20 protein-coding genes and 1 riboswitch are annotated in these 20,387 nt (G+C 70.2%); of the genes, 6 read left to right on the plus strand and 14 right to left on the minus strand.

The window, feature by feature from the left end:
* Positions 1-4: 4 nt before the first annotated feature.
* The gene (gene lipA / locus HV824_RS00325; RefSeq protein WP_176415005.1) at positions 5-934 is read right to left on the minus strand and encodes a lipoyl synthase; all 930 of its coding nucleotides are present in this window, start codon (positions 932-934) and stop codon (positions 5-7) included.
* 257 nt (positions 935-1,191) lie between these two features.
* On the minus strand, positions 1,192-2,589 hold the full coding sequence (gene lpdA / locus HV824_RS00330) for a dihydrolipoyl dehydrogenase (RefSeq protein WP_176422402.1): 1,398 nt from the start codon (positions 2,587-2,589) through the stop codon (positions 1,192-1,194).
* An 80-nt stretch (positions 2,590-2,669) separates the two neighbouring features.
* Here lpdA and HV824_RS00335 point away from each other — a divergent pair, with 80 nt between their 5' ends.
* Positions 2,670-3,806, plus strand: a complete 1,137-nt coding sequence (locus tag HV824_RS00335) for a hypothetical protein (RefSeq protein WP_368737998.1) — start codon at positions 2,670-2,672, stop codon at positions 3,804-3,806.
* Positions 3,807-3,820: 14 nt separating this feature from the next.
* Here HV824_RS00335 and HV824_RS00340 read toward each other — a convergent pair whose 3' ends face one another.
* From HV824_RS00340 to hisG, 10 genes are all read right to left on the minus strand, one after another.
* Positions 3,821-4,270 (minus strand): DofB protein, encoded by a 450-nt coding sequence (locus HV824_RS00340; protein WP_176415008.1) that lies wholly within the window; start codon positions 4,268-4,270, stop codon positions 3,821-3,823.
* A gap of 267 nt (positions 4,271-4,537) precedes the next feature.
* Positions 4,538-5,146, minus strand: a complete 609-nt coding sequence (gene hisIE / locus HV824_RS00345; protein WP_176415009.1) for a bifunctional phosphoribosyl-AMP cyclohydrolase/phosphoribosyl-ATP diphosphatase HisIE — start codon at positions 5,144-5,146, stop codon at positions 4,538-4,540.
* Positions 5,146-5,925 (minus strand): histidinol-phosphatase, encoded by a 780-nt coding sequence (hisN, locus tag HV824_RS00350; RefSeq protein ID WP_176415010.1) that lies wholly within the window; start codon positions 5,923-5,925, stop codon positions 5,146-5,148. The genes hisIE and hisN overlap by 1 nt, the downstream gene beginning before the upstream one ends.
* The gene (hisF, locus tag HV824_RS00355) at positions 5,922-6,686 is read right to left on the minus strand and encodes an imidazole glycerol phosphate synthase subunit HisF (RefSeq protein WP_368737999.1); all 765 of its coding nucleotides are present in this window, start codon (positions 6,684-6,686) and stop codon (positions 5,922-5,924) included. The genes hisN and hisF overlap by 4 nt, the downstream gene beginning before the upstream one ends.
* A complete protein-coding gene (locus HV824_RS00360; RefSeq protein WP_176415012.1) occupies positions 6,683-7,219 on the minus strand; it encodes an imidazoleglycerol-phosphate dehydratase in 537 nt (178 codons plus the stop codon). The genes hisF and HV824_RS00360 overlap by 4 nt, the downstream gene beginning before the upstream one ends.
* Complete coding sequence (locus HV824_RS00365; RefSeq protein WP_176415013.1) at positions 7,216-7,932, minus strand: HisA/HisF-related TIM barrel protein; 717 nt, start codon at positions 7,930-7,932, stop codon at positions 7,216-7,218. The genes HV824_RS00360 and HV824_RS00365 overlap by 4 nt, the downstream gene beginning before the upstream one ends.
* Positions 7,929-8,522, minus strand: a complete 594-nt coding sequence (gene hisH, locus HV824_RS00370; protein WP_176415014.1) for an imidazole glycerol phosphate synthase subunit HisH — start codon at positions 8,520-8,522, stop codon at positions 7,929-7,931. The genes HV824_RS00365 and hisH overlap by 4 nt, the downstream gene beginning before the upstream one ends.
* Entirely contained in the window at positions 8,519-9,556 is a 1,038-nt protein-coding gene (locus HV824_RS00375; protein ID WP_176422405.1) for a histidinol-phosphate transaminase, read from the minus strand. Before HV824_RS00375 ends, hisH begins: the two co-directional genes overlap by 4 nt.
* The gene (gene hisD, locus HV824_RS00380) at positions 9,553-10,863 is read right to left on the minus strand and encodes a histidinol dehydrogenase (protein ID WP_176415016.1); all 1,311 of its coding nucleotides are present in this window, start codon (positions 10,861-10,863) and stop codon (positions 9,553-9,555) included. Before hisD ends, HV824_RS00375 begins: the two co-directional genes overlap by 4 nt.
* Positions 10,863-11,723, minus strand: coding sequence for an ATP phosphoribosyltransferase (gene hisG, locus HV824_RS00385; RefSeq protein WP_176422406.1), 861 nt, complete (start codon positions 11,721-11,723; stop codon positions 10,863-10,865). The genes hisD and hisG overlap by 1 nt, the downstream gene beginning before the upstream one ends.
* A gap of 300 nt (positions 11,724-12,023) precedes the next feature.
* Here hisG and thiO point away from each other — a divergent pair, with 300 nt between their 5' ends.
* From thiO to moaA, 3 genes are all read left to right on the plus strand, one after another.
* Complete coding sequence (gene thiO / locus HV824_RS00390; protein ID WP_176415018.1) at positions 12,024-13,142, plus strand: glycine oxidase ThiO; 1,119 nt, start codon at positions 12,024-12,026, stop codon at positions 13,140-13,142.
* Between the two features lie 177 nt (positions 13,143-13,319).
* The gene (locus tag HV824_RS00395; RefSeq protein WP_163786561.1) at positions 13,320-14,555 is read left to right on the plus strand and encodes an HD-GYP domain-containing protein; all 1,236 of its coding nucleotides are present in this window, start codon (positions 13,320-13,322) and stop codon (positions 14,553-14,555) included.
* A 15-nt stretch (positions 14,556-14,570) separates the two neighbouring features.
* Positions 14,571-15,575 carry a GTP 3',8-cyclase MoaA gene (gene moaA / locus HV824_RS00400; RefSeq protein WP_176422407.1) on the plus strand — a complete coding sequence of 335 codons (1,005 nt, stop codon included), beginning with the start codon at positions 14,571-14,573 and terminating at the stop codon, positions 15,573-15,575.
* An 83-nt stretch (positions 15,576-15,658) separates the two neighbouring features.
* Here the strand turns inward: moaA and HV824_RS00405 are convergent, their stop codons facing one another.
* Together HV824_RS00405 and thiC are read right to left on the minus strand one after the other, a co-directional pair.
* Positions 15,659-16,048, minus strand: coding sequence for a DUF4870 domain-containing protein (locus tag HV824_RS00405; protein WP_020478852.1), 390 nt, complete (start codon positions 16,046-16,048; stop codon positions 15,659-15,661).
* Between the two features lie 116 nt (positions 16,049-16,164).
* Entirely contained in the window at positions 16,165-18,039 is a 1,875-nt protein-coding gene (gene thiC, locus HV824_RS00410; RefSeq protein ID WP_176422408.1) for a phosphomethylpyrimidine synthase ThiC, read from the minus strand.
* 49 nt (positions 18,040-18,088) lie between these two features.
* Positions 18,089-18,196: riboswitch (TPP riboswitch) on the minus strand.
* Positions 18,197-18,415: 219 nt separating this feature from the next.
* Between thiC and HV824_RS00415 the strand changes: the two genes are divergently transcribed.
* Both HV824_RS00415 and HV824_RS00420 read left to right on the plus strand, forming a co-directional pair.
* Positions 18,416-18,844 (plus strand): CBS domain-containing protein, encoded by a 429-nt coding sequence (locus HV824_RS00415; protein ID WP_176415021.1) that lies wholly within the window; start codon positions 18,416-18,418, stop codon positions 18,842-18,844.
* A 71-nt stretch (positions 18,845-18,915) separates the two neighbouring features.
* Positions 18,916-20,307 (plus strand): DASS family sodium-coupled anion symporter, encoded by a 1,392-nt coding sequence (locus HV824_RS00420; protein ID WP_176415022.1) that lies wholly within the window; start codon positions 18,916-18,918, stop codon positions 20,305-20,307.
* Positions 20,308-20,387: the final 80 nt, after the last annotated feature.

Raw genomic sequence — 20,387 nt, forward strand, 5'->3', positions numbered from 1 at the left:
CCGCTCAGCCGAGCCGCTCGATCCGCTCGCGCTCCATCAGGCCCTTCATGAAGAACTCAGCGGCCCGGTAGCTGGACCGCACCAGCGGACCGGAGGCCACGTAGAGGAAGCCGTAGGACTCGGCCAGCGTCTTGTACGCCTCGAACTGCGCGGGCGTCACGAACCGCTCCACGCGCAGGTGGTACTGCGACGGCTGCAGGTACTGGCCCAGCGTCAGCACGTCCACACCCACGTCGCGCAGGTCCTTGAACGTCTGCTCCAGCTCCGCGTCCGTCTCCCCCAGGCCCACCATGACGGACGTCTTGGTGTACAGGCCCTCGGGGCGGTGCTTGAGGTACTCCAGCACGCGCAGGGACTGGTGGTACTTCGCGCGCCGATCTCGCACCGTCGGCGTGAGGCGCTCCACCGTCTCCACGTTGTGCGCCACCACGTGGGGCCTGGCCTCCGCCACGGTGGTCAGGTCCTGCTCCACGCCCTTGAAGTCAGGGATGAGCACTTCGACGATGGTGCGCGGGCTCTCCCGGCGCAGCTCGCGGATGGCGGAGGCGAAGTGGCTGGCGCCGCCGTCCGGCCGGTCATCCCGGTTCACGGACGTGACGACGATGTACTCCAGGTCCATCTCCTTCACCGCCTGGGCCAGATGGATGGGCTCCATTGGATCCAACGGCGGAGGCGCGCCGACCTTCACGTGGCAGAAGCGGCACGCGCGCGTGCACACCTCGCCCATCAGCATCACCGTGGCGGTGCCACCGCCCCAGCACTCGGCGATGTTCGGGCAGCGGGCCTCTTCGCACACCGTGGCCAGCTTCGTGCGCTTCACGATGGCCTTGACCCGCTCGTAGCCCTCTCCGTGCGGGAGCCGCACCTTCAGCCACTCCGGCTTGCGGGTGGTCTCAGTCACCTGGGGGAGAGGGAACCGGTCGGGAGTCGCCATGGATCGCGGGCCTTCTATGGGTTGGACGGAGGACGTTCAAGCGGAAGCCACTGACGCAAGGCGTCAGCATCCACCAGTCGTCCGCCAGTTGTCGCCTCTCTACTAATGCCCCCGGCGCCTGGGCACAGGCCAGGAGCCCCCGTGAGGGCGGCCAGTCAGGAGAGCGTCACCTCGCGCGGCCGCGTGGGCCGGAAATACGAGGGGCCGTCCGCGGCACACCGGGACGGCCCCTGGGACTTCAAGCGAGGCGCCGCCGCCTAGAAGTGGCGCGGGTGGCCCAGCGTGGCCTCGGCACCCTCGTGCACGATTTCCGAGAGCGTCGGGTGCGCGTGGATGGTGTTGGCCAGCTCCTCGGTGGTGATCTCCAGCTTCAGCGCGACACACGCCTCGGCCAGCAGCTCCGTCGCGTGCGGCCCGATGAGGTGCACGCCGAGGACCTCGTCGTACTTCCGGTCCGACACGATCTTGATCATGCCGGTGGCCTCGTTGGAGATGGCGGCCTTGGTCACGGCGCCCATCGGAGCGATGCCCACCTTCACGTCGTAGCCGCGCTCCTTGGCCTTCTTCTCCGTCAGGCCCACCGAGGCGACCTCGGGGTAGCAGTACGTGGCCGACGGCGTCAGGTCGTAGTTGATGGGCTGCGGGTTCTTCCCGGCGATGTGCTCCACGGCCACCACGCACTCCGCGCTGGCCATGTGCGCCAGCATCGGCGTGGGGATGATGTCTCCCACGGCGTAGACGTTCGGCTCGGAGGTGCGCAGCATCGAGTCGACCTTGATGTAGCCGCGCTCGGCCTGGATGTTCGTCTTGTTCAGGCCCACGTCCTCGGTGACGGGCGAGCGGCCCACCGCCGACAGGAGGATCTCCGCCTCCAGCGTCTTGGTCTCGTTGCCCACCTTCATGGTGACGCGCACGCCGTCCGCCGTGTGCTCCACCTTCTCCACCGCGGAGCCGGTGTGCACGTCGATGCCGCGGCGCTTGAAGATCTTCTCCAGCTCCTTGGAGATGTCCGCGTCCTCGATGGGGAGCAGCGCGGGCAGGTACTCCACGATGGCGGTCTTGCTGCCCACGTGGTTGAACACGGAGGCGAACTCACAGCCCACCGCGCCAGCGCCCAGCACGATGATGCTCTTGGGGACGCGGTCGATCTGCAGGATGGAGTCGCTGTTCAGCACCCGCTTGTGGTCCACGGGGACGTTGGGCAGGGACTTGGGCACCGAGCCCGTGGCGATGATGATGTTCTTCGCCTCCAGGACCTGCTTGGAGCCGTCCTCGGCGGTGACCTCCACCTTGCCCTTGCCGGCGATGCGGCCGTGGCCCTTCACCACCGTCACCTTGTTCTTCTTCATCAAGAAGTCGATGCCGTTGGCACCCTTGGTGACAATCTTGTCCTTGTGCTTCATCGCGTTGGGCCAGTTGATGGCCGGGCTGCTCACATCAACGCCGAAGTCAGCCGCTTCGCGGACGTGGTGGAACAGCTCCGCGGTCCACAGCAGGGACTTGGTCGGGATGCAGCCGCGATGGAGGCAGGTGCCACCCAGCCGCTTGTCCTTCTCGATGATGGCCGTCTTCAGGCCCAGCTGACCCGCGCGGATGGCGCCCACGTAGCCGCCGGGGCCCGAACCGATGATCACCACGTCGAACGTCTCAGCCACGCACGCCTCCGTAATTATTGCGGATGGAACCCGGTGGGGCTGATAACCCCCGGTCCCGGTTGGAATCAAGGAGTTTGCTCGTGCGCCGTTTCCCGCTCCGAACCCTCCTCTTGATGTTGGTGGCACTCATCGCCTTCGGACGCCTGTGGTGTGTGACGCACCAGGAGGAAGCGCCCGGTCCTCGGCCAGCGCGAACGGCCCAGGCGGGTGACGTCCCGGCCGGAGCCCCCGCTCCCGCCTCCACCCCGGAGTGCCGCACGCTGGAGCGGGCCCTCGAAAGCGCCCTCCGCACGCCCCAGGCCCCCCGGGCCCTGGCTGAGGCCCGCCAGCAGCTCGACGCATGCCGTCAGCCGCCCGCCCGCGCCTGCGCGCTGGGCGCGGCCCTGGACGCCCGCTCGCCCTTATCCGAAGGAGAAGCCACACCGCTGCGCGGCCTGCTGGCCAGCCTGTGTGAGCGCTGCCCGCCCGCCGCCAACTCGTGCGCCCAGGCCGTGGGACAGGCCCTGCTGAACGCCGCGGTGGGTCCGCATGCCGACACCGCGAGCGCGAAATGGAATCTGGAGCACGCGGGGGCAGGCCTGGGAGGGGCGTGTGCCTCGCTCGTCCAGTTGGGGATCGCGCCCGCGGCCCAGTCGGGCCTCACCGTGCGGCCACCCGTGCTCGCGCTCGCCGGAGCGCTGGCGCCCCGCTGCTCACGGGCAGGACTCCTGGATGACGCGCTGCTGCGCGCCGCCGCCGCGAACCTCGTGGCGCCCACGCCCGCGCTGATCGCCCTGGCCGCGGGCCCCACTCCTCCCGAGACGAGCGCCATGAAGCCGGACCGGATTGAAGGCACCGAGCCCGGCTTCCAGGCGTTCGACCAGGACGAGAACACAGGCGTCCCGGTAGGACAGGCGCGCAAGAGCAAGCGCTGGGAGGCGGACGGCGCGCTGCGCGCGAGCTACGCGCCCACGCTGAAGCAGCTCGTGTCGGTGATGGTCCGCGCCACGGGGCCGGGGACGGTGCGGGCCATCGTCCGGACGCCGCAAGGCGTGGGCTTGAAGGACCCGGAGAAGGACTTCGCCTTCGTCAACCCCACCGTGTGCCGCTTCAACGGCACGGGTCAGTGGGAGCAGTGCCCGCTCCAGGTGCCGCTGCGCGACGTGGACGCGGTGAGCGTCTTCCCCGAGCGCGTGGACACCGAGCTGAAGGAGCTGGAGGTCCACGGCGCCCGTTGAAGGCGCCGCCGACGTCAGGCGATGAGGCCGCGCTCCTTGGCCATCGTGAAGAGCGGCGCGGCGTCCTTCTTCAGCACCGCGCTCACGTCCTTGACGATGGAGTCACCCGACTTCGCGACCGACAGGAAGTTGTCGAAGGTGCGCGTGAGGATGAGCACGCCGGAGATGATGACGCGCTGAAGGTTGTGCTGCAGGTCCGTGCCTTCGTAGACGAGCCACGCCTGCTCCACGCAGGTGCGGCGGGCATCCATGAGGAACTGGTTGAGCACGGCGCGCTCGTTCGCGTCGGGAACCTTCGACTTCGAGCTCACCGACCCCACGTAGATGAGGTTCGTGTTGAGCCGCGTCGCCGCTTCCTGCATCTGCGCCAGCACCAGCGTCACGTCCTCCTTGGTCGGAGGATTCTCCCAGCGGGAGAAGATGACTCGGTCGATGATCTCCGCTTTGTAGGTAGGGCCGTTCACGATGCCTCCGGTGAGGCGAGCGCCGGACCGGCACCCGCCCGGCATGCCACGCTGCCGTGCCGTCGGATCTGTAGCAGGAACACTCCATTCGTTGAAGTGCGCGACACCTGAACCGGCCTTCATTTCGCCCGGCACCGTGGGCCTGCCCTGCAGCGGAAACGGACAAATTCAACCGCACCGACACCGACACTCAGGGAAAACACGTATACGCCTGCGTCATCTCCAGGATTCGCCGGATATTGTCGTGAAGCGGACATGAGAGGTGAATCAGCGCGAAGCGCGTTTGGCGAGCACCGCCTTCACGTCGTCGAGCGAGAGGCCCAGCGGCCGGACGGCGACGAGCACGTGGTAGAGCACGTCCGCCGCTTCCTCCGCGGCGCGTGATGGATCCGCGTCCGCGCACGCGGTCACCAACTCCGCGGCCTCCTCGCCCAGCTTCTTCAAGCGCAGGTTGCGGTCCTCCAGCAGGCGGCGCGTGTAGCTCGGGGGCGCATCATCGGGCGGGTCCACGGGTGCGGCGCGCCGGGCGAGGGTGTCATCCAACGCGCTCAGCGCATCCCAGCGGCCAGGCCCGAAGCAGGTCTCCGTCCCCGTGTGACATGCGGGGCCCGCCTTCTCCACGCGCGCGAGCACCGCGTCACCGTCACAGTCGGCGCGGAGCGCCACCACGCGCTGGACGTTTCCACTGGATGCGCCCTTGTGCCACAGGCCGCGCGTGCGCGACCGGTAGTGCATCTCTCCGGTGGCCAGCGTGCGCGCCAGGGCTTCCCGGTCGGCATGCGCCACCATCAACACGTCACCCGTGCTCGCGTCCTGCGTGACGACCGTCACCAGTCCGTTGCCCTTCGCGAAGTCGAGCGCGTCCAGGTCGAGCATCAACGTGTCTCCACGGCGCCGAGCCGTTCCCGCACCACGCGTGCCATGGCCGCGTTGGTGGCGATACCGTTTCCGCCGAACGCGGTCCGCCGGCCCGTCCAGTCGGTGAACACACCGCCAGCTTCCTCGATGATGGGCTGCAAGGCCGCGCCATCCCAGGGGGACAGCAGCTCATCCACCATGACCTCCGCGCGCCCGGTGGCCACCAGCAGGTAGCCGTAGCAGTCCCCCCAGGTGCGGTCCACGGCCGCGTCCCGCGCGAGCGCGCGCCAGGCGGCCCCGCGCTCCGGGTACACCGGGAAGCGCGCATCCGTGGACAGCACCACCGCCTTGGACAGCTCCGCCTGCGTGGACACGGCCGCGCGCCGGTCATTCCAGAAGCAGCCCTGCCCCGGCGCCGCCACCAGCAGCTCACGCACCGCGGGGAAGTACGCGGCCCCCACGAGGATGCGCTCGCCTTCCGCCAGCGCCACCAGCGTGCCCCACAGCGGGACACCGCGGATAAACGTCTTCGTCCCGTCGATGGGGTCCAGAATCCACCGGCGCTTCGCGCCCGGCCGCGTCTCGCCGAACTCCTCGCCCAGGATGCCGTCCTGGGGGAAGCGCGCCTCCAGCCACTCGCGCGCACGGGACTCCGCCGTGCGGTCCGCCACCGTCACCGGAGAGCCGTCCGACTTCGTGTCCACCGCGACGCCACCGCGGAAGAAGCCCAACGCCACGTCACCCGCGAGCCGCGCCACCTCGGCGGCGGCCTGCATCAGGGTTCCCGAGTCCGTCATGCCACGCTCCGAATGTGAAGGCCGCCCTCGCGGAGCAGCGCCTTGATGTCCCCCACCGTGGTGAGGCCGTCGTGCAGGATGCCCGCGACCAAGGCCGCGTCAGCGCCGCCCTCCTGGAACGCCTCCCGGACGTGCGCCGCGCTGCCCGCGCCGCCCGAGGCGATGACTGGCACAGCCACGGCCTCCGACACGGCCCGCGTCAGCGCCAGGTCATAGCCCGTCCGCGCGCCATCCCGGTCGATGCTGGTGAGGAGCACTTCCCCGGCCCCTCGCGCCACGCACTCACGCGCCCAGGCCACCGCGTCCAGGTCCGTGGGCCTCCTGCCGCCATGGGTGTAGACGCGCCAGCGGTCGCCGTCTCGCTTCGCGTCGATGCTGGCCACCACGCACTGTGCGCCGAAGCGCTCCGCGCAGGCGGTGAGCAGCGCCGGATTGGCCACCGCCGCGGAGTTGATGCTCACCTTGTCCGCGCCCGCGCGCAGCGCCCGGCCCACGTCCTCCACCGTGCGAACCCCGCCGCCGACCGCCAGGGGGATGAAGAGCTGCTCGGCGGTGCGCCGCACCAGCTCCCACAACGTGTCCCGCTCCTCGGCGCTGGCGGAGATGTCCAGGAACGTCACCTCATCCGCGCCCTCCGCTTCGTAGCGCCGGGCCAGTTCCACCGGGTCACCCACGTCGCGAAGTCCCTCGAACTGGACGCCCTTCACCACGCGTCCGCCCTTCACGTCCAGACAGACGACGAGCCGTCGCGTGAGCATCACTTCACCTCCAGGGACACGGCGCCCTTCATGCTGAACACCGTGCCCGAATCCACCATGGCATCCCGCAGCGCCAGCCCCAGCGCCTTGAAGGCCGCCTCCGTCGCGTGGTGGCTGTCTTTTCCGCGCAGCACCCGCAGGTGCAGCGTCACCCGGGCGTGCTCGCTGAACGAGCGCATCCAGTGCTCGTAGAGCCGGTTCTTCAACGGGCCCTGGTAATAGAAGCGTCCCCCTGCATCCAGGCAGGCCTGCACCAGCGCGTCGTCCATGGGAATGGTGCGCTCGGCGAAGCGCGCGGCCGTGGCCGGAATCACCTGCTGCACCGCAGTGCCCAGGGTTATCGCCACATCCTCCATCACATGGTGCGTGAGGTCCCCCCGCGCATGCAGCGTGAGGTCCAACCCCGCGTAGCGCGCGAAGGTGGCCAGCATGTGGTCGAAGAACTTCAGCCCCGTGTCCACGTTCGTGACGCCCTTGCCCGGCGACAACTCCACCCGAACCTGCGTCTCCTTCGTCTCCCGAATGACAGTGGTCATCCCGCGAACTCCTGAGCGACTGCGCTCGCATCCAGTCTTCCGGTGTACAACGCCATGCCAATGACGGCCCCGTAGGCGCCCGCTTCCGCCAGGGCCCTCAGGTCCTCCATCGTCGTCACGCCACCCGACGCGTACAGGCGGTGTCGGCTGGTGCTCGCCACCTCCCGCATCAGCGGCAGGTCCACACCCGACAGCTGCCCCTCCTTGTGGACCGCCGTCACGAGCAGGCCCCCCAGCGGCAAGGGCTCGAAGGACGCCAGCACCTCGCGGATGTCGCGGTGGCTCCCCGCCGTCCAGCCTCGCGTCACCACCTCGCGCCCCTTCACGTCCGCGGCGACGACGACTCGGTCGGGAAAGCGGTTCGCGATGTCCGCCAGCCAGGCGGCGTCTTCGATGGCACGAGTCCCCACCACCACGAACTCGGCGCCGCCTGCCAGGACGGCCTCCACCCGGTCGGAATCACGCACGCCGCCGCCCACCGAGAAGGTGAGCCCGCGCTCGTAGGCCGTCAGCTGGAAGATGGCGTCCGAGTTGGAGCCCTTGCCCAGCGCCGCGTCCAGGTCCACGACATGGAACGCGCGGAAGCCGTGGCTGCGCCATTGCTTCAGCGCCTCCAGCGGGTCCTCCACCCGGACCTTCTCCGCCGCATACGAGCCGCCCACGAGCTGGACGCACGCGCCCTCGCGCAGGTCGATGGCGGGAATCGCAATCATGACGTCACCTCCCGCAAGAAAGCCTGGACGAAGCGCACGCCCGCCGTGGAGGACTTCTCCGGGTGGAACTGCACGCCCACCACCCTCCCCCTTCGCACCGCCGCCGGGAAGCGGTCCTGCTCGTGCGTCGTCCACCCCGTCACCACCGAAGCATCCGCGGCGCGGCAGACGAAGCTGTGCGCGTAGTACACGGTGTCCAGCCGCGCTCCCGCCAGCGTGCGTTCTTCGTCGACCTGATTCCACCCAATCTCTGGCACGCGCTTCGCCGTCAGCCGCGTCACCCGGCCCGCGAAGTAGCCCAGGCCGGCGCCCGCGCCTTCGTCACTGCCTTCGAAGAGCAACTGCATGCCCAGGCAGATGCCCAGGCACGGCAGGCCCTGCTCCAGTGCCGCTCGCATGGCTTCACGCGCCGGCTCGAGCCGCGCCACCGCCGCCCCGAAGGCGCCCACCCCCGGCAGCACCAGGACGTCGGTGTCCAGCGCGCGCAAGGGGTCCTCCTGTACGCGCACCTCCGCGCCCGGCACCGTGGCCAGGGCCTTGGCCAGCGAGTGGAGGTTGCCCGCGCCGTAGTCGAACAAGGTGACTCTCATCGCAACGCCTCCCGCAGCGCCGCCAGCGCTGTCTCCATCAACGGCCAGGGCCCCACACCGACTCGGAGCGCGTCGCCCACGCCCGTCAGCGACTGGAACGCCCGCACATTCACGTCCCGCTCCCGCATCCGCTCCGCCACGGCCAGCGCGCCCGGAAGCGGCACCATCAGGAAGTTGGCCTCCGATGGCAGCGGCGACAGGCCCAGCGACACCAGCGCGCCGCGCAGCCGCTCGCGACAGGCGACGGCCTCCTCCGCACGGGCTCGCACCCACTGCGCGTCATCGTTCAGCACCGAGACGGCCACCGCCTCCGCGACGCTGGTGAGCTTGTAGGGCCCGCGAGCCTTCTCGACCTCCGACACCAGCTCGGGCGAGCCGGCGCCCCACCCCCCCCGCAGCCCCGCCAGCCCAAAGGCCTTGGAGAAGGTGCGCGTCACCAGCACATTCGGCCGCCGTCGCGCCAGGTCGAGGAAGGCCTTCCCCGGCGCGAAGTCCGCATAGGCCTCATCGATGATGACGATGCCGGGCGCGTCCTCGGCGACACGCTCCACCGCCGCCCGCGACAGCGCGGTGCCTGTGGGGTTGTTGGGCGAGCACAGGTAGATGACCTTCGCCCCCGTGGCGAGCAGCGCGTCCGCGTCCACGTCGAAGTCCGGCTTCAGCGGGACGGGCACGGCCTTGAGCCCGTTCACCTTGGCGAACAGCGGCACCATGACGAAGGTCGGGTCCTGGAACGCCAGCGTGTCCCCGGGCTCCAGGAAGGCGCGCAGCGCCGAGTCGATGACGTCATCCGAGCCGCAGCCCGTCGTTATCTCGTCGGGCGCCGCGCCAATGGACGCCGCCAGCGCCCGGCGCAGATCCGGCGCGTAGCCCGGGGGATAGCGCGGGACGCGGGACGCGGTGGAGACAAGCACCCGCTCCACGGAGGGCGGCACACCAAAGAGGTTGGTGTTGTCACTCAGGTCCACCCGGCACGGCCGCTTCGAAGGCGCGTACAGCGGAATGTCCCGATACGAAGCCCGCCTGGGAATCATGGCCGCCTCCAGGCGCGCGCGGCGTCCGCGTGCGCGAAGAGGCCTTCACTGTCAGCCAGCCGCCCCACGTCCTCCGCCAGCGCCGCCGCCGCCGCCGCCGTGACGCGCTGGTAGGTGGTCCACCGGTAGAAGTCGAGCAGGTTGAGCCCCGAGTAGGCCCGCGCCAACCCCGCCGTGGGCAACACGTGGTTGGAGCCCGTCATGTAGTCGCCGTAGGCCACTGACGAACGCTCTCCCAGGAAGACGGTGCCCGCGTTGCGCACCCGTCCCAGGTCGTCCTGCGCCGTCGCGGTGGCGATGAGCAGGTGCTCCGGCGCGAAGTCCGCCACGAAGGGCCAGGCTTCCTCCAGGGACGCCACCGTCAACACCGCGCCGCGCGAGCCCAGGGCCGATGTGACAATCTCCCACCGCCTCGCGCGCTCGGCCTGTCGCTCCACCTCCGCGGCGATGGCGTCCGCCAACGCGTCGCCCAGCGCCAGCGTGACGCAGGCCGCCTCCGGATCATGCTCTGCCTGGGCCAACATCTCTCGCGCCACCGCGGCCGGGTTCGCCGTGTCGTCGGCCACGACCAGGATTTCACTGGGGCCCGCGGGCGCTTCAATCGCCACCGCGCCCACCACCTGCAGCTTGGCCTCGGCCACGTAGGCATTGCCCGGCCCCACGATGCGGTCCACGCGCGGCACGCTCTCCGTGCCATAGGCCATGGCCGCCACCGCACCCGCGCCGCCCAGCGAGAAGACGCGGTCCGCGCCCGCCAGGGATGCCGCCGCCAGCACGCTGGGGTGCGGCAAGCCATCGGGCCCCGGCGGCGAGCACACGATGACCTCACCCACGCCCGCCACCTTCGCGGGCACCACGCCCATCAGGACGCTGCTGGGGTACACCGCGCGGCCTCCCGGGGCATACACCCCCACGCGGCCCAGCGGATCCGGCCGCCGGCCCACGAGCACGCCAGGCTCCGTTTCCACCTCCACCAACTGTGGCCTCTGCGGCGCGTGCGCCAGGGCGATGTTGCGAGCCGCCCGGGCCAGCGCGTCTCTGACCGATGGCTCCAATCCGGCGAGCGCCGCGGCACAGACGTCTCGCGGCACCTCCAGCGCCGTCAGCTCCACGCGGTCGAGCTGCCGCGCGAGTTCGAAGAGCGCCTGGTCTCCCTCCGCGCGCACGCGGGCGATGAGCTCCCGCACGCGCAGCGCGACGCGGGCATCGGAGCCACTCGCCCGGTCCAGCAGGCGCCGGAAGTCCTCCCGAGCGAGCGAGGACAAAGGACCGCGGTACCTCAGGGTCGACGAAGCAAGGGCGGCCATCACGCCATCAACCTTTCAATGCGGGTGACGAGGATGCCCTCACAGCCCAGGGCCTTCAGCGCGTTGATGGTGCGATAGATGCTCTTCGCCGGCACCACCGCGTGCACGGCCACGAAGTCGCCGCCGTCCAGCACGTTCACCACGGTGGGGCCGTTGAGGCCCGGGAGGACCTCGCGCACCCGGACGAGCGAGTCCCTTGGCACGTTGGCCATCAGGTAGCGCTTGCCGCGCGCCGCCAGCACCGAGCCCAGCGCCTGCTTCAGCTCGTCCAGCTTCCGCTGCGCTTCCACCAGATTGCCCTTGCACGCCACCAGCCGCGCGCTGGACTCCAGCACCGTGGCCACCTCGCGCAGGCCATTCATCTTCAGCGTGGAGCCGGTGGACGTCAGGTCCACGACGATGTCCGCGATGCCCAGGTGGGGCGCGATCTCCGCCGCGCCCGACACAGGCACCACCGCCACCCGCTGCCCCCGCCGGGCGAAGTACTCCTGCGTCAACCGGGGGAAGCAGGACGCGACCCGCATGCCCTCCTTCACGTCCTCCGGCGAGGCGAAGCCGCCCTCCTCCCGCGCCGCCACCACCAGGCGGCACCTGCCGAACTCCAGGTCCATCAGCAGGTCCAGCTCGCGCCCGGACTCGCACACCAGGTCCCAACCGGTGACGCCCGCGTGCGCGGCGCCATCCGCCACGAACTCCGGGATGTCCTGGGCGCGGACGAAGATGGCCTCGAACTCTCCGCCCAGGGACGCGGTGAGCGCGCGCTCACCCCGGGCCCGCACCTCCAGGCCTGCGTCATTGAACAACTCCCGTACTTCGTCCGAGAGGCGGCCTTTGTTGGGCAGAGCAATCTTCAGCAGCATGGGGAACCTTCAAGACTGCGAGGAGACAACGACGCGGAAACGAAAAAAGGCCCGTCCTGGGGGGGACGGGCCTTCGGTCGCTGCGGCAGGTGCCGTGGTGGGTGCGTCTAGCGTCTCACCCAGGCATGCGCATGGCGAACGGTCCCGTCGGGGCCGAGCCGATGATGCGCATGGTGATGGTGAAGGGACGCGGAGAGCATCGCCGTATGAGTAACGACAAACCGGCGCGCCGTCAACCGGGCCCGGGGTGGAGCCCGCGCGACGCTTGCAAACACCCTCGCGGGCGAGCAGGAAGCGCCCATGCGAGTCGCGGACGTCATCATCGTGGGTGGGGGCATCATGGGCTGCGGCATCGCGCTGCGGCTGCGGCAGGCCGGCGTTCGCGTCGTCGTGCTGGAGCGCTCCATTCCAGGCGCGGAGGCCTCCAGCGCGGCGGCGGGGATGCTCGCGCCCCAGATGGAGTCCGACGGTCCGGGCCCCTTCCTGGAGCTGTGCCTCCGCAGCCGCGGCCTCTACCCCGCCTTCGCCGCCGAGCTGCGTGAGCTGTCCGGCGTGGACGTGGCCTACCGGCCCTGCGGCATCCTCAAGGTCGCGTTCAACGAGGCCAGCCTGCCCCCCCTGGACGCCACGGTGGCATGGCAGCGCGGCATGGGCCTGCGGGCCGAGCTGCTCGACGGCGCCGCGGCCCGCGAGCTGGAGCCACGCCTGTCCGCGAAGGCCGTGGGCGCCGCGCACTTCCCGGATGACCATCAGCTGGACAACCGGCTCCTGGTGCGCGCCCTGACGATGGCCGCCGCCCGGGTGGGCGCGGAGTTCCGCGGCGGCTACGTGCGCGGCGTGGTGCGGGAAGGCGGCCGCGCGGTGGGCGTGGACCTGGACGGCGAGCTGCTGCGCGCCGACGCGGTGGTGCTGGCCGCGGGCTCCTGGTCCGCCCTGGTCCACGGCGCCGGCGTGGACGCCCGAGCGGTGCGGCCCGCGCGCGGGCAGATGGTTCAATTCCAGACACGGCTGCCCCTGCTGGACCGCGTCGTCACGTCCGAGAAGGGCTACCTGGTGCCGCGCGCGGACGGCCGGGTCATCGCGGGCAGCACCATGGAGCTGGTGGGCTTCGACAAGCAGGTGACCGCGGCGGGGCTGGCGCGCATCCTCGACATGGCCCTGGAGCTGTGCCCGGAGCTGGGCTCGGCGCCCGTGACGGAGACGTGGGCGGGCTTCCGACCTTGGACGGAGGACCAGCGACCCTTCCTGGGCGAAGGCCCCTTCCCCGGCCTCTTCCTGGCCACGGGCCACTTCCGCAACGGCATCCTCCTGGCCCCCATCACCGCGAAGCTCGTCGCACAGGCCGTGCTAGGTGAGCGGCCCTCGGTGGACCTGGCCCCCTTCCGGTACGACCGCGCGCCCACCCTGCCCCGCACCTGAGGCCACCCGACGTGAAGGGTCGGGGGCGGACGGGGCGCTGTGACTGCCTGTCCCACCTGCCGCCAGGGGCCGTCCCCTCGCCAGGCCGCCCGTTCGCTCAGCCGTGGAGCCTGATCCGATGGTAAATTCCCGTAGTCGTTGGCCAATGAAACCCGGAAACCTCTAGAATCGCTCGCCGTGGAAGCCATCCCCCCTGCCCCACCCCGAATCCTCATCGTCGACGATGACGACTCCGTACGCGACGTCATCTCCGTCCTGCTGCGTGAGGAAGGCTACAACTGCGTCGTCGCCAACGGGGCCGAGATGGCCCTGGACCTGGCGGGCGAGGAGGAGACTCCGCTCGTCATCAGCGACATGAAGATGCCGGGCAAGGACGGCCTCTGGCTCCTGGAGAACCTCCGCGAGCGGCTCCCCGACACGTCTGTCATCATGCTCACGGGCTACGGTGACACCGAGTCCGCGGTGGACTGCCTGCGCCGTGGCGCGGTGGACTACCTGCTCAAGCCGCCCAAGCTCACGGACCTCATCCGGGCCATCGAGCGGGCGCTGGCCAAGCGCCGCATCGAGATGGCCCGCAAGCGCTACCAGAAGAAGCTGGAGCGCAAGGTACGGGACAGGACGGCGGAGCTGCGCAGCGCCCTGCGCGACATCGCCAACACGTACCAGAACACGCTGCTGGCCCTGGTGGCCGCCCTGGACGCGCGCGAGCACGAGACGAGCGACCACTCCCAGCGCGTGGTCAGCTACACGTCCGCCATCGCGCAGCGCATGGGCATCCAGGGCAAGGAGATGGAGGAGATTGGACGCGGCGCGCTGCTGCACGACATCGGGAAGATTGGCGTGCCGGACGCGGTGCTGCTCAAGCCCGGCAAGCTCACGCCGGACGAGTGGCTGGAGATGCGCAAGCACCCGGACATCGGCTTCCAGATGATCCAGGCCATTCCGTTCCTGGACACGCCCGCCTCCATCGTCCTGTCGCACCAGGAGCGCTGGGACGGCGCCGGCTATCCGCGCAACCTCCAGCGGCACGAAATCCACATTGGCGCGCGCATCTTCGCCGTGGCGGACACGCTGGACGCGATGACGAGCGACCGGCCGTACCGCAAGGGGACGACGTTCACCAACGCCATCCAGGAGATCAAACGCTGCGCCAACACGCAGTTCGATCCGGAGGTCGTCCGGGCGTTCCTCGACATTGGCGAGGAAGGGCTGATCCGCATCAAGCAGGAGATGGCGCTGAAGAAGCTCCAGCTCCCACAGGCCGAGCAGGACGCCCATGACGCCGAGGCGGAGCTGGCCCGGCTCACGGACCTGGACGACGACGTGGACGCCGCCGTGCCCGGCCACCCCGCCAGCGACGATGACGCGCCCAAGCCGGGCGTCGTTCGTTCGGCGGCTGGCAACAAGGGGTGAGCCTGGCTGGATGAGATGACCGCCCCCACCCTCCAGCCTCCGCCTTCCGTGCTGGCGCCGCCCCTGCTGGACGCGCAGGGGCGGCGGATGACGTACCTGCGGCTGAGCATCACCGACCGGTGCAACTTCCGGTGCAACTACTGCTCGCCCGCCTCGTGGGGCGGCAAGCGGGATCTGCTGGGCCCCGAGGAGCTGGAGCGCATCACCTCCGTCTTCGCCCGCATGGGCATCCGCCGCGTGCGGCTCACCGGCGGCGAGCCGTTGATCCGCCCGGACATCCTGGACATCGCCCGGCGCATCTCCGCGGTGCCCGGCATCCAGCACCTGGCCATCACCAGCAATGCCAGCCACCTGGAGCGGCTCGCCCTCCCCCTGCGCGAGGCGGGCGTCACCCAGCTCAACCTGAGCCTGGACACCCTCTTGGCGGAGACGTTCCGCCGCATCTCCAAGCAGGGGGATTTCGACGCGGTGCTGCGAGGCCTGGACGCGGCGGCGGGCGCCGGCTACGCGTCCCTCAAGCTCAACGTCGTCGTCATGCGCGGCGTGAATGACGCGGAAGCCCCCGCCCTGGTCACCTATGCGCACGCGCGCGGCATCACGCCCCGCTTCATCGAGCTGATGCCTTTTGGCCAGGGCACGCCGGTGCCCACCGCGGAGCTGGTGGAGCGGCTCCAGGCCTCGGGCCTGCCGCTGGAGCCCGAGCCCGATGACACGGGCGACGCCGCCGGACCGGCCCGCTACTGGCGCGCGCCCGGGGGCCGCGTGGGCTTCATCTCCCCGCTCACCCAGAACTTCTGCGGCAGCTGCAACCGCGTGCGCGTGGCGTCCAACGGCGACTTGCGCAGCTGCCTGGGCGGCCGGGCGCAGGCGCCGCTGCACCAGCTCATCCGCGGCGGCGCCAGCGACGAGGAGCTGGCGGTGGCCATCCGCCGGGCGCTGGGCGACAAGCCGGAGGGCCACCGCTTCACCGAGCCCGGCAACGGCGCCACGCTGCTGTCCATGATGGGCATCGGCGGCTGAAAAAACGACGGGCGGGCCCGCGCCTTCGCGCCTGGCCCGCCCGAGTGTTCCTGGCCCGTGTCCGCTGGGCCCGAAGCGGCGCGCTACTTCACCAGTCGGATGTTGACCGGGTACTTGTAGAGCTGGCCCTCGTTCGCCTTCAGGCCCGCGATGATGGCGAAGACGATGGCCACGATGCCGACGATGGGCAGCAGGACGGCGCCAATGCCGATGCACACGGTGATGGCGCTGACGAAGGCCGCGATGAACACCGTGATCTGGAAGTTCAGTGACTCCACGGCGTGAGCGCGGACGAAGGAGGACTCCTTGCCCTTCGTCAGCATCAACACCAGCGGCACGGCGAAGCCCAGGCCCACGAAGTTGGCCAGGATGGTGCCCATGTGAGCGAGCAGGCCCATCGTCTTCTCATCCTGGGTCGGCATCGGCGTGCCACTGATGAACGAACCCATTTGCTCCTGCGGCGGAGTCTCCATTGAAAATCCCCTCCAAAGATGTCTCGGGCGCGCACACCGCGCCCTTTGGGGTTCACCATGACACGCACCCGCGCTGATTGTCACGTCCAGGACAGGTGATCTGACGGGTCGCCCGCCTAGCGGTACAACTGGCTCCCCGCCTTCTTGAATTCCTCGCTCTTCTCCTCGAGCGAGGCCTGGAGCGCGGCGTCGTCGCTCATGCCCTGCTTCTCCGCGAAGTCGCGCACCTCCTGCGTGATCTTCATGGAGCAGAACTGCGGACCGCACATGGAGCAGAAGTGGGCCACCTTCGCGCCCTCCGCCGGCAGTGTCTCGTCGTGGAAGGCGCGGGCGCGCTCGGGGTCCAGCGACAGGTTGAACTGGTCCTCCCAGCGGAACTCGAAGCGGGCCTTGGACAGCGCGTTGTCCCGGGCCTGGGCCCCTGGATGTCCCTTGGCCAGGTCCGCGGCGTGGGCGGCGATCTTGTACGTGATGACGCCTTCCTTCACGTCGTCCCGGTCGGGCAGGCCCAGGTGCTCCTTGGGCGTCACGTAGCAGAGCATCGCCGTGCCGAACCAGCCAATCATCGCCGCGCCGATGCCGCTGGTGAAGTGGTCGTAGCCCGGCGCGATGTCCGTCGTGAGCGGCCCCAGCGTGTAGAACGGCGCCTCGCCGCACACGGCCAGCTGCTTCGTCATGTTCTCCTGGATGAGGTGCATGGGCACGTGGCCCGGGCCTTCAATCATCACCTGCACGTCGTGCTTCCAGGCGACCTTGGTCAGCTCGCCCAGCGTCTCCAGCTCGCCGAACTGCGCCGCGTCGTTGGCGTCCGCGATGGAGCCCGGCCGCAGCCCGTCTCCCAGGCTGAAGCTGACGTCGTACGCCTTCATGATTTCGCAGATCTCCTCGAAGTGCGTGTAGAGGAAGTTCTCCCGGTGGTGGGCCAGGCACCACTTGGCCATGATGGAGCCGCCGCGGCTGACGATGCCGGTGAGGCGCTTCGCCGTCCACGGCACGTAGCGCAGCAGCACGCCCGCGTGGATGGTGAAGTAGTCCACGCCCTGCTCGCACTGCTCGATGAGCGTGTCGCGGTACAGCTCCCACGTGAGGTCCTCCGCCTTGCCGCCCACCTTCTCCAGCGCCTGGTAGATGGGCACGGTGCCGATGGGCACCGGGGCGTTGCGGAGAATCCACTCGCGCGTCTCATGGATGTTGCGGCCCGTGGACAGGTCCATCACCGTGTCCGCGCCCCAGCGGATGGACCACACCATCTTCTCCACCTCCTCCTCGATGGAAGACGTGACGGCCGAGTTGCCGATGTTGGCGTTGATCTTCACCAGGAAGTTGCGGCCGATGATCATCGGCTCCAGCTCCGGGTGATTGATGTTGGCCGGGATGATGGCGCGGCCGCGCGCGATTTCGTCTCGAACGAACTCGGGCGTCATCATGCGCGGAATCGCCGCGCCCCAGGACTGGCCCGGGTGCTGGGCGGCGAGCGCGGCCTCCACCTGGAGGTTCTCCCGCAGCGCCACGTACTCCATCTCCGGGGTGATGATGCCCTTGCGCGCGTAGTGCAGCTGCGTGACGTTGGCACCGGACCGCGCCACGCGCGGCGCGCGGCGGTGGGCGAAGCGCAGCCCCGCCAGGCGCGGATCCACTTCACGGGCGCGGCCGTATTCGGAGCTCACCCCGGACAGCGCTTCGGTGTCGTTGCGGCTTAGAATCCAGGACTCGCGCAGCGCGGGCAGGCCCTGCCGCAGGTCGAGTTCGGCCGCCGGGTCCGTGTACGGCCCGCTGGAGTCGTAGACGTGCACGGGCGGATTGGCCGTCTCCTTCGCGTCCGGCCCATGGCCGTGGCGCGTGGGCGTCTGGCTGATTTCGCGCAGGGGCACGCGCAGCTCCGGGTGCAGCACGCCGGACACGTACACCTTGCGCGAGGCTGGCAGCGGGCCCCGGCTGACTCCCTCCAGCACCTTCCCGTCGACCTTCAGGCTTCTGGACGCTCCGCTCATCACGCATCTCCTCTTCAGAGGGCGGACGGGCAGACGCTCGGAGGGCGGCAAGCCTCCCGGGCCGCTTCCCTCCGCCGGTACGAACCGGTTCAGGTTCCAAGGGTTGGCCGGAACCACGGCCGTCTCAGCCCCTTCCGGGGCACCCCTAGCGACAGGGTGAGCATCTAGCGCACAGCGAGGCCGGCTTCAACCCGGCCGCGGGCCCAAGCGCTTGTCGACCGCGCAATGTCTGCGGAGCGACGAGCCTCCACGCAAACCTTGCGCGGCCCCAGGCCAGGAAACACCGTTCCCTGGGGTAGACCGGTTGGCCCCAGAGATGCAGTAGATGCAGTAAAGAAGGGACGGTAGACGTCTTCCACCCGCCAGGAGCACCGCCATGCAGATTGTCGGAGAGCTGATGACCCGTGACGTCGTCACGCTCAAGGAAACGCAGAACCTGGCCAAGGCGGACGAGCTGCTCCGGCTGCACCGCATCCGGCACCTGCCGGTGGTACGGCAAGAGAAGCTGGTGGGCCTCATCACCCACCGAGACCTGCTGCGCGCCGCCGCAAACCACGCCACGGATCCTGCCGCGCAGCCGCTCTGGGCCGCGGACATCATGACGCGCGACGTGCAGACGGTGCGTCCGGACACGCCGCTGCGCCGGGCGGTGACGCTGATGCTCGATCACAAGTACGGCTGCCTGCCCGTGGTGGATGAGGGCGGCGTCCTCCAGGGCCTCCTCACCGAGGCGGACCTGGTCCGCTACGCCCAGCACCTCATCGGAGAGCAGGACCGCCGGGAGCTGGCCGCCGAATACACCTGACGTCGCTGCCAGCGCGTGAGCGGCGGCCCCACGTCCCCGCTCCGCCTGGCGCGCGCTCCCCCAGCCATCCCATGTCCACCACTCCCCTGGCCGGAGCGGCCTCCGCCGAGGCGCCCCTCTCCGCGACTCCCCCCGGCGTCTCCGCGTCCCGGCATGCGTTCGCGCTGGCCGGGCTCGCGGGGGTGGCGCTGGTGGCGCTCCTCGGCGTCGAGGGGCCGGTGGCCACGCGCACGGTGCTCATCGGCGGTGCGTGTCTGGTGCTCTGGCTGACAGAGGTGGTGCCGTCCTTCGTGCCCACGCTGCTGCTGCTGGGCGCCACGCCCGTCCTCCTGGGGCCGTTGGACCGCGCCTACCAATTGCCGTCCGTGCTCGCGTGGTGCGCGGACCCGGTGCTCATCCTGTTCCTGGGTGGCTTCACGCTGGAAGTGGCCGCCATGCGGCACGGCCTGGACGCCTCGGTGGCGCGGCACGTGATGCGGCTGTCGGGTGGACGGCCGCGGCGGCTGGTGCTGTGGGTGATGGCGGGCGTGGCCTTCCTCTCCATGTGGATGTCCAACGTGGCCGCGGCGGCGATGATGCTGGCCGCGCTGCGTCCCCTGCTCCAGGCGATGCCCGCTGGCGCGCCGCTGCGGCCCGCGCTGCTGCTGGGCGTGGCCCTGGGCGCCAACGTCGGCGGCATCGCCACGCCCATGGGCAGCGGTCCCAATGCGCTCGCCGTATCCGCCGCGTCCGGGCATGCGCAAGTCACCTTCGCGAAGTGGATGTCCTTCGCCCTGCCGCTCACGCTGCTCCTGCTGCTGGTGGGCTTCGGACTGGTGCTGCTGCGCTTCCGCGTGGGCGGCAGCCTGACGCTGCCCACCGAGGCGCCCGTGCCCCTGGCGCGCCCAGGACGCCGCGTGCTCTGGGTGAGCGCGGCGTGCGTGGTGGCCTGGCTGACGGAGCCGCTCCACGGCGTGCCCGCGCCCGTGGTGGCGCTGGCCGCCACCGCGCTGCTCTTCGGCAGCGGCCTGCTGAGGCGAGAGGACCTGGGCCGGTTGGACTGGGCCACGCTGCTCCTCATCGCCGGCGGCATCGCCCTGGGCCGGCTGCTGGAGCACTCCGGGCTCATCGCTCGCGCGCTGGCCAGCGCGGACCTCGCGGGCTGGCCGGTGCCGGTGCAACTGGCGATATTGGTGGCCGCGGCGGCGGTGCTGTCCGCGCTGATGAGCAACACGGGGACCGCGGCGCTCCTCATCCCCCTGGCCACGCAGCTGCATCCCGCCGCGTCGACGCCGGTCCTCGTGGCCCTGGGATGCTCGCTGGGCATGCCCTTCGTCATCAGCACCCCGCCCAACGCGATGGCGGTGGGCGAAGGCCTGGCCTCCTCAGAGCTGATGAAGTTGGGGGTTCCCCTGATGTTGGGCGGCTGTCTGCTGGTGAGCCTCTCGGGACCGGCCGTGTTGCGCCTCTTTGGACTGCCATGAGTTTCTCTCCCCGCCTGGCCGGCACCACGGTACGAACGCGGCGTCCCGGAAGAAGCAGTCGCGCGGCATGCGCGTTGAAG

The sequence above is a fragment of the Myxococcus sp. AM009 genome (assembly GCF_013372605.1).
GTDB lineage: Bacteria > Myxococcota > Myxococcia > Myxococcales > Myxococcaceae > Myxococcus > Myxococcus vastator.

Excerpts from the sequence above, each read along its gene's own strand:
- thiO (WP_176415018.1), top strand. The coding sequence starts at position 12,024 with ATGCGAGTCGCGGACGTCATCATCGTGGGTGGGGGCATCATGGGCTGC.
- hisD (WP_176415016.1), bottom strand. The coding sequence starts at position 10,863 with ATGGCCGCCCTTGCTTCGTCGACCCTGAGGTACCGCGGTCCTTTGTCC.
- moaA (WP_176422407.1), top strand. The coding sequence starts at position 14,571 with ATGACCGCCCCCACCCTCCAGCCTCCGCCTTCCGTGCTGGCGCCGCCC.
- HV824_RS00375 (WP_176422405.1), bottom strand. The coding sequence starts at position 9,556 with ATGATTCCCAGGCGGGCTTCGTATCGGGACATTCCGCTGTACGCGCCT.
- hisH (WP_176415014.1), bottom strand. The coding sequence starts at position 8,522 with ATGAGAGTCACCTTGTTCGACTACGGCGCGGGCAACCTCCACTCGCTG.
- lipA (WP_176415005.1), bottom strand. The coding sequence starts at position 934 with ATGGCGACTCCCGACCGGTTCCCTCTCCCCCAGGTGACTGAGACCACC.
- hisIE (WP_176415009.1), bottom strand. The coding sequence starts at position 5,146 with ATGCTCGACCTGGACGCGCTCGACTTCGCGAAGGGCAACGGACTGGTG.
- HV824_RS00405 (WP_020478852.1), bottom strand. The coding sequence starts at position 16,048 with ATGGAGACTCCGCCGCAGGAGCAAATGGGTTCGTTCATCAGTGGCACG.
- HV824_RS00415 (WP_176415021.1), top strand. The coding sequence starts at position 18,416 with ATGCAGATTGTCGGAGAGCTGATGACCCGTGACGTCGTCACGCTCAAG.
- thiC (WP_176422408.1), bottom strand. The coding sequence starts at position 18,039 with ATGAGCGGAGCGTCCAGAAGCCTGAAGGTCGACGGGAAGGTGCTGGAG.
- HV824_RS00360 (WP_176415012.1), bottom strand. The coding sequence starts at position 7,219 with ATGACCACTGTCATTCGGGAGACGAAGGAGACGCAGGTTCGGGTGGAG.
- HV824_RS00420 (WP_176415022.1), top strand. The coding sequence starts at position 18,916 with ATGTCCACCACTCCCCTGGCCGGAGCGGCCTCCGCCGAGGCGCCCCTC.
- hisN (WP_176415010.1), bottom strand. The coding sequence starts at position 5,925 with ATGACGGACTCGGGAACCCTGATGCAGGCCGCCGCCGAGGTGGCGCGG.
- hisG (WP_176422406.1), bottom strand. The coding sequence starts at position 11,723 with ATGCTGCTGAAGATTGCTCTGCCCAACAAAGGCCGCCTCTCGGACGAA.
- HV824_RS00365 (WP_176415013.1), bottom strand. The coding sequence starts at position 7,932 with ATGATTGCGATTCCCGCCATCGACCTGCGCGAGGGCGCGTGCGTCCAG.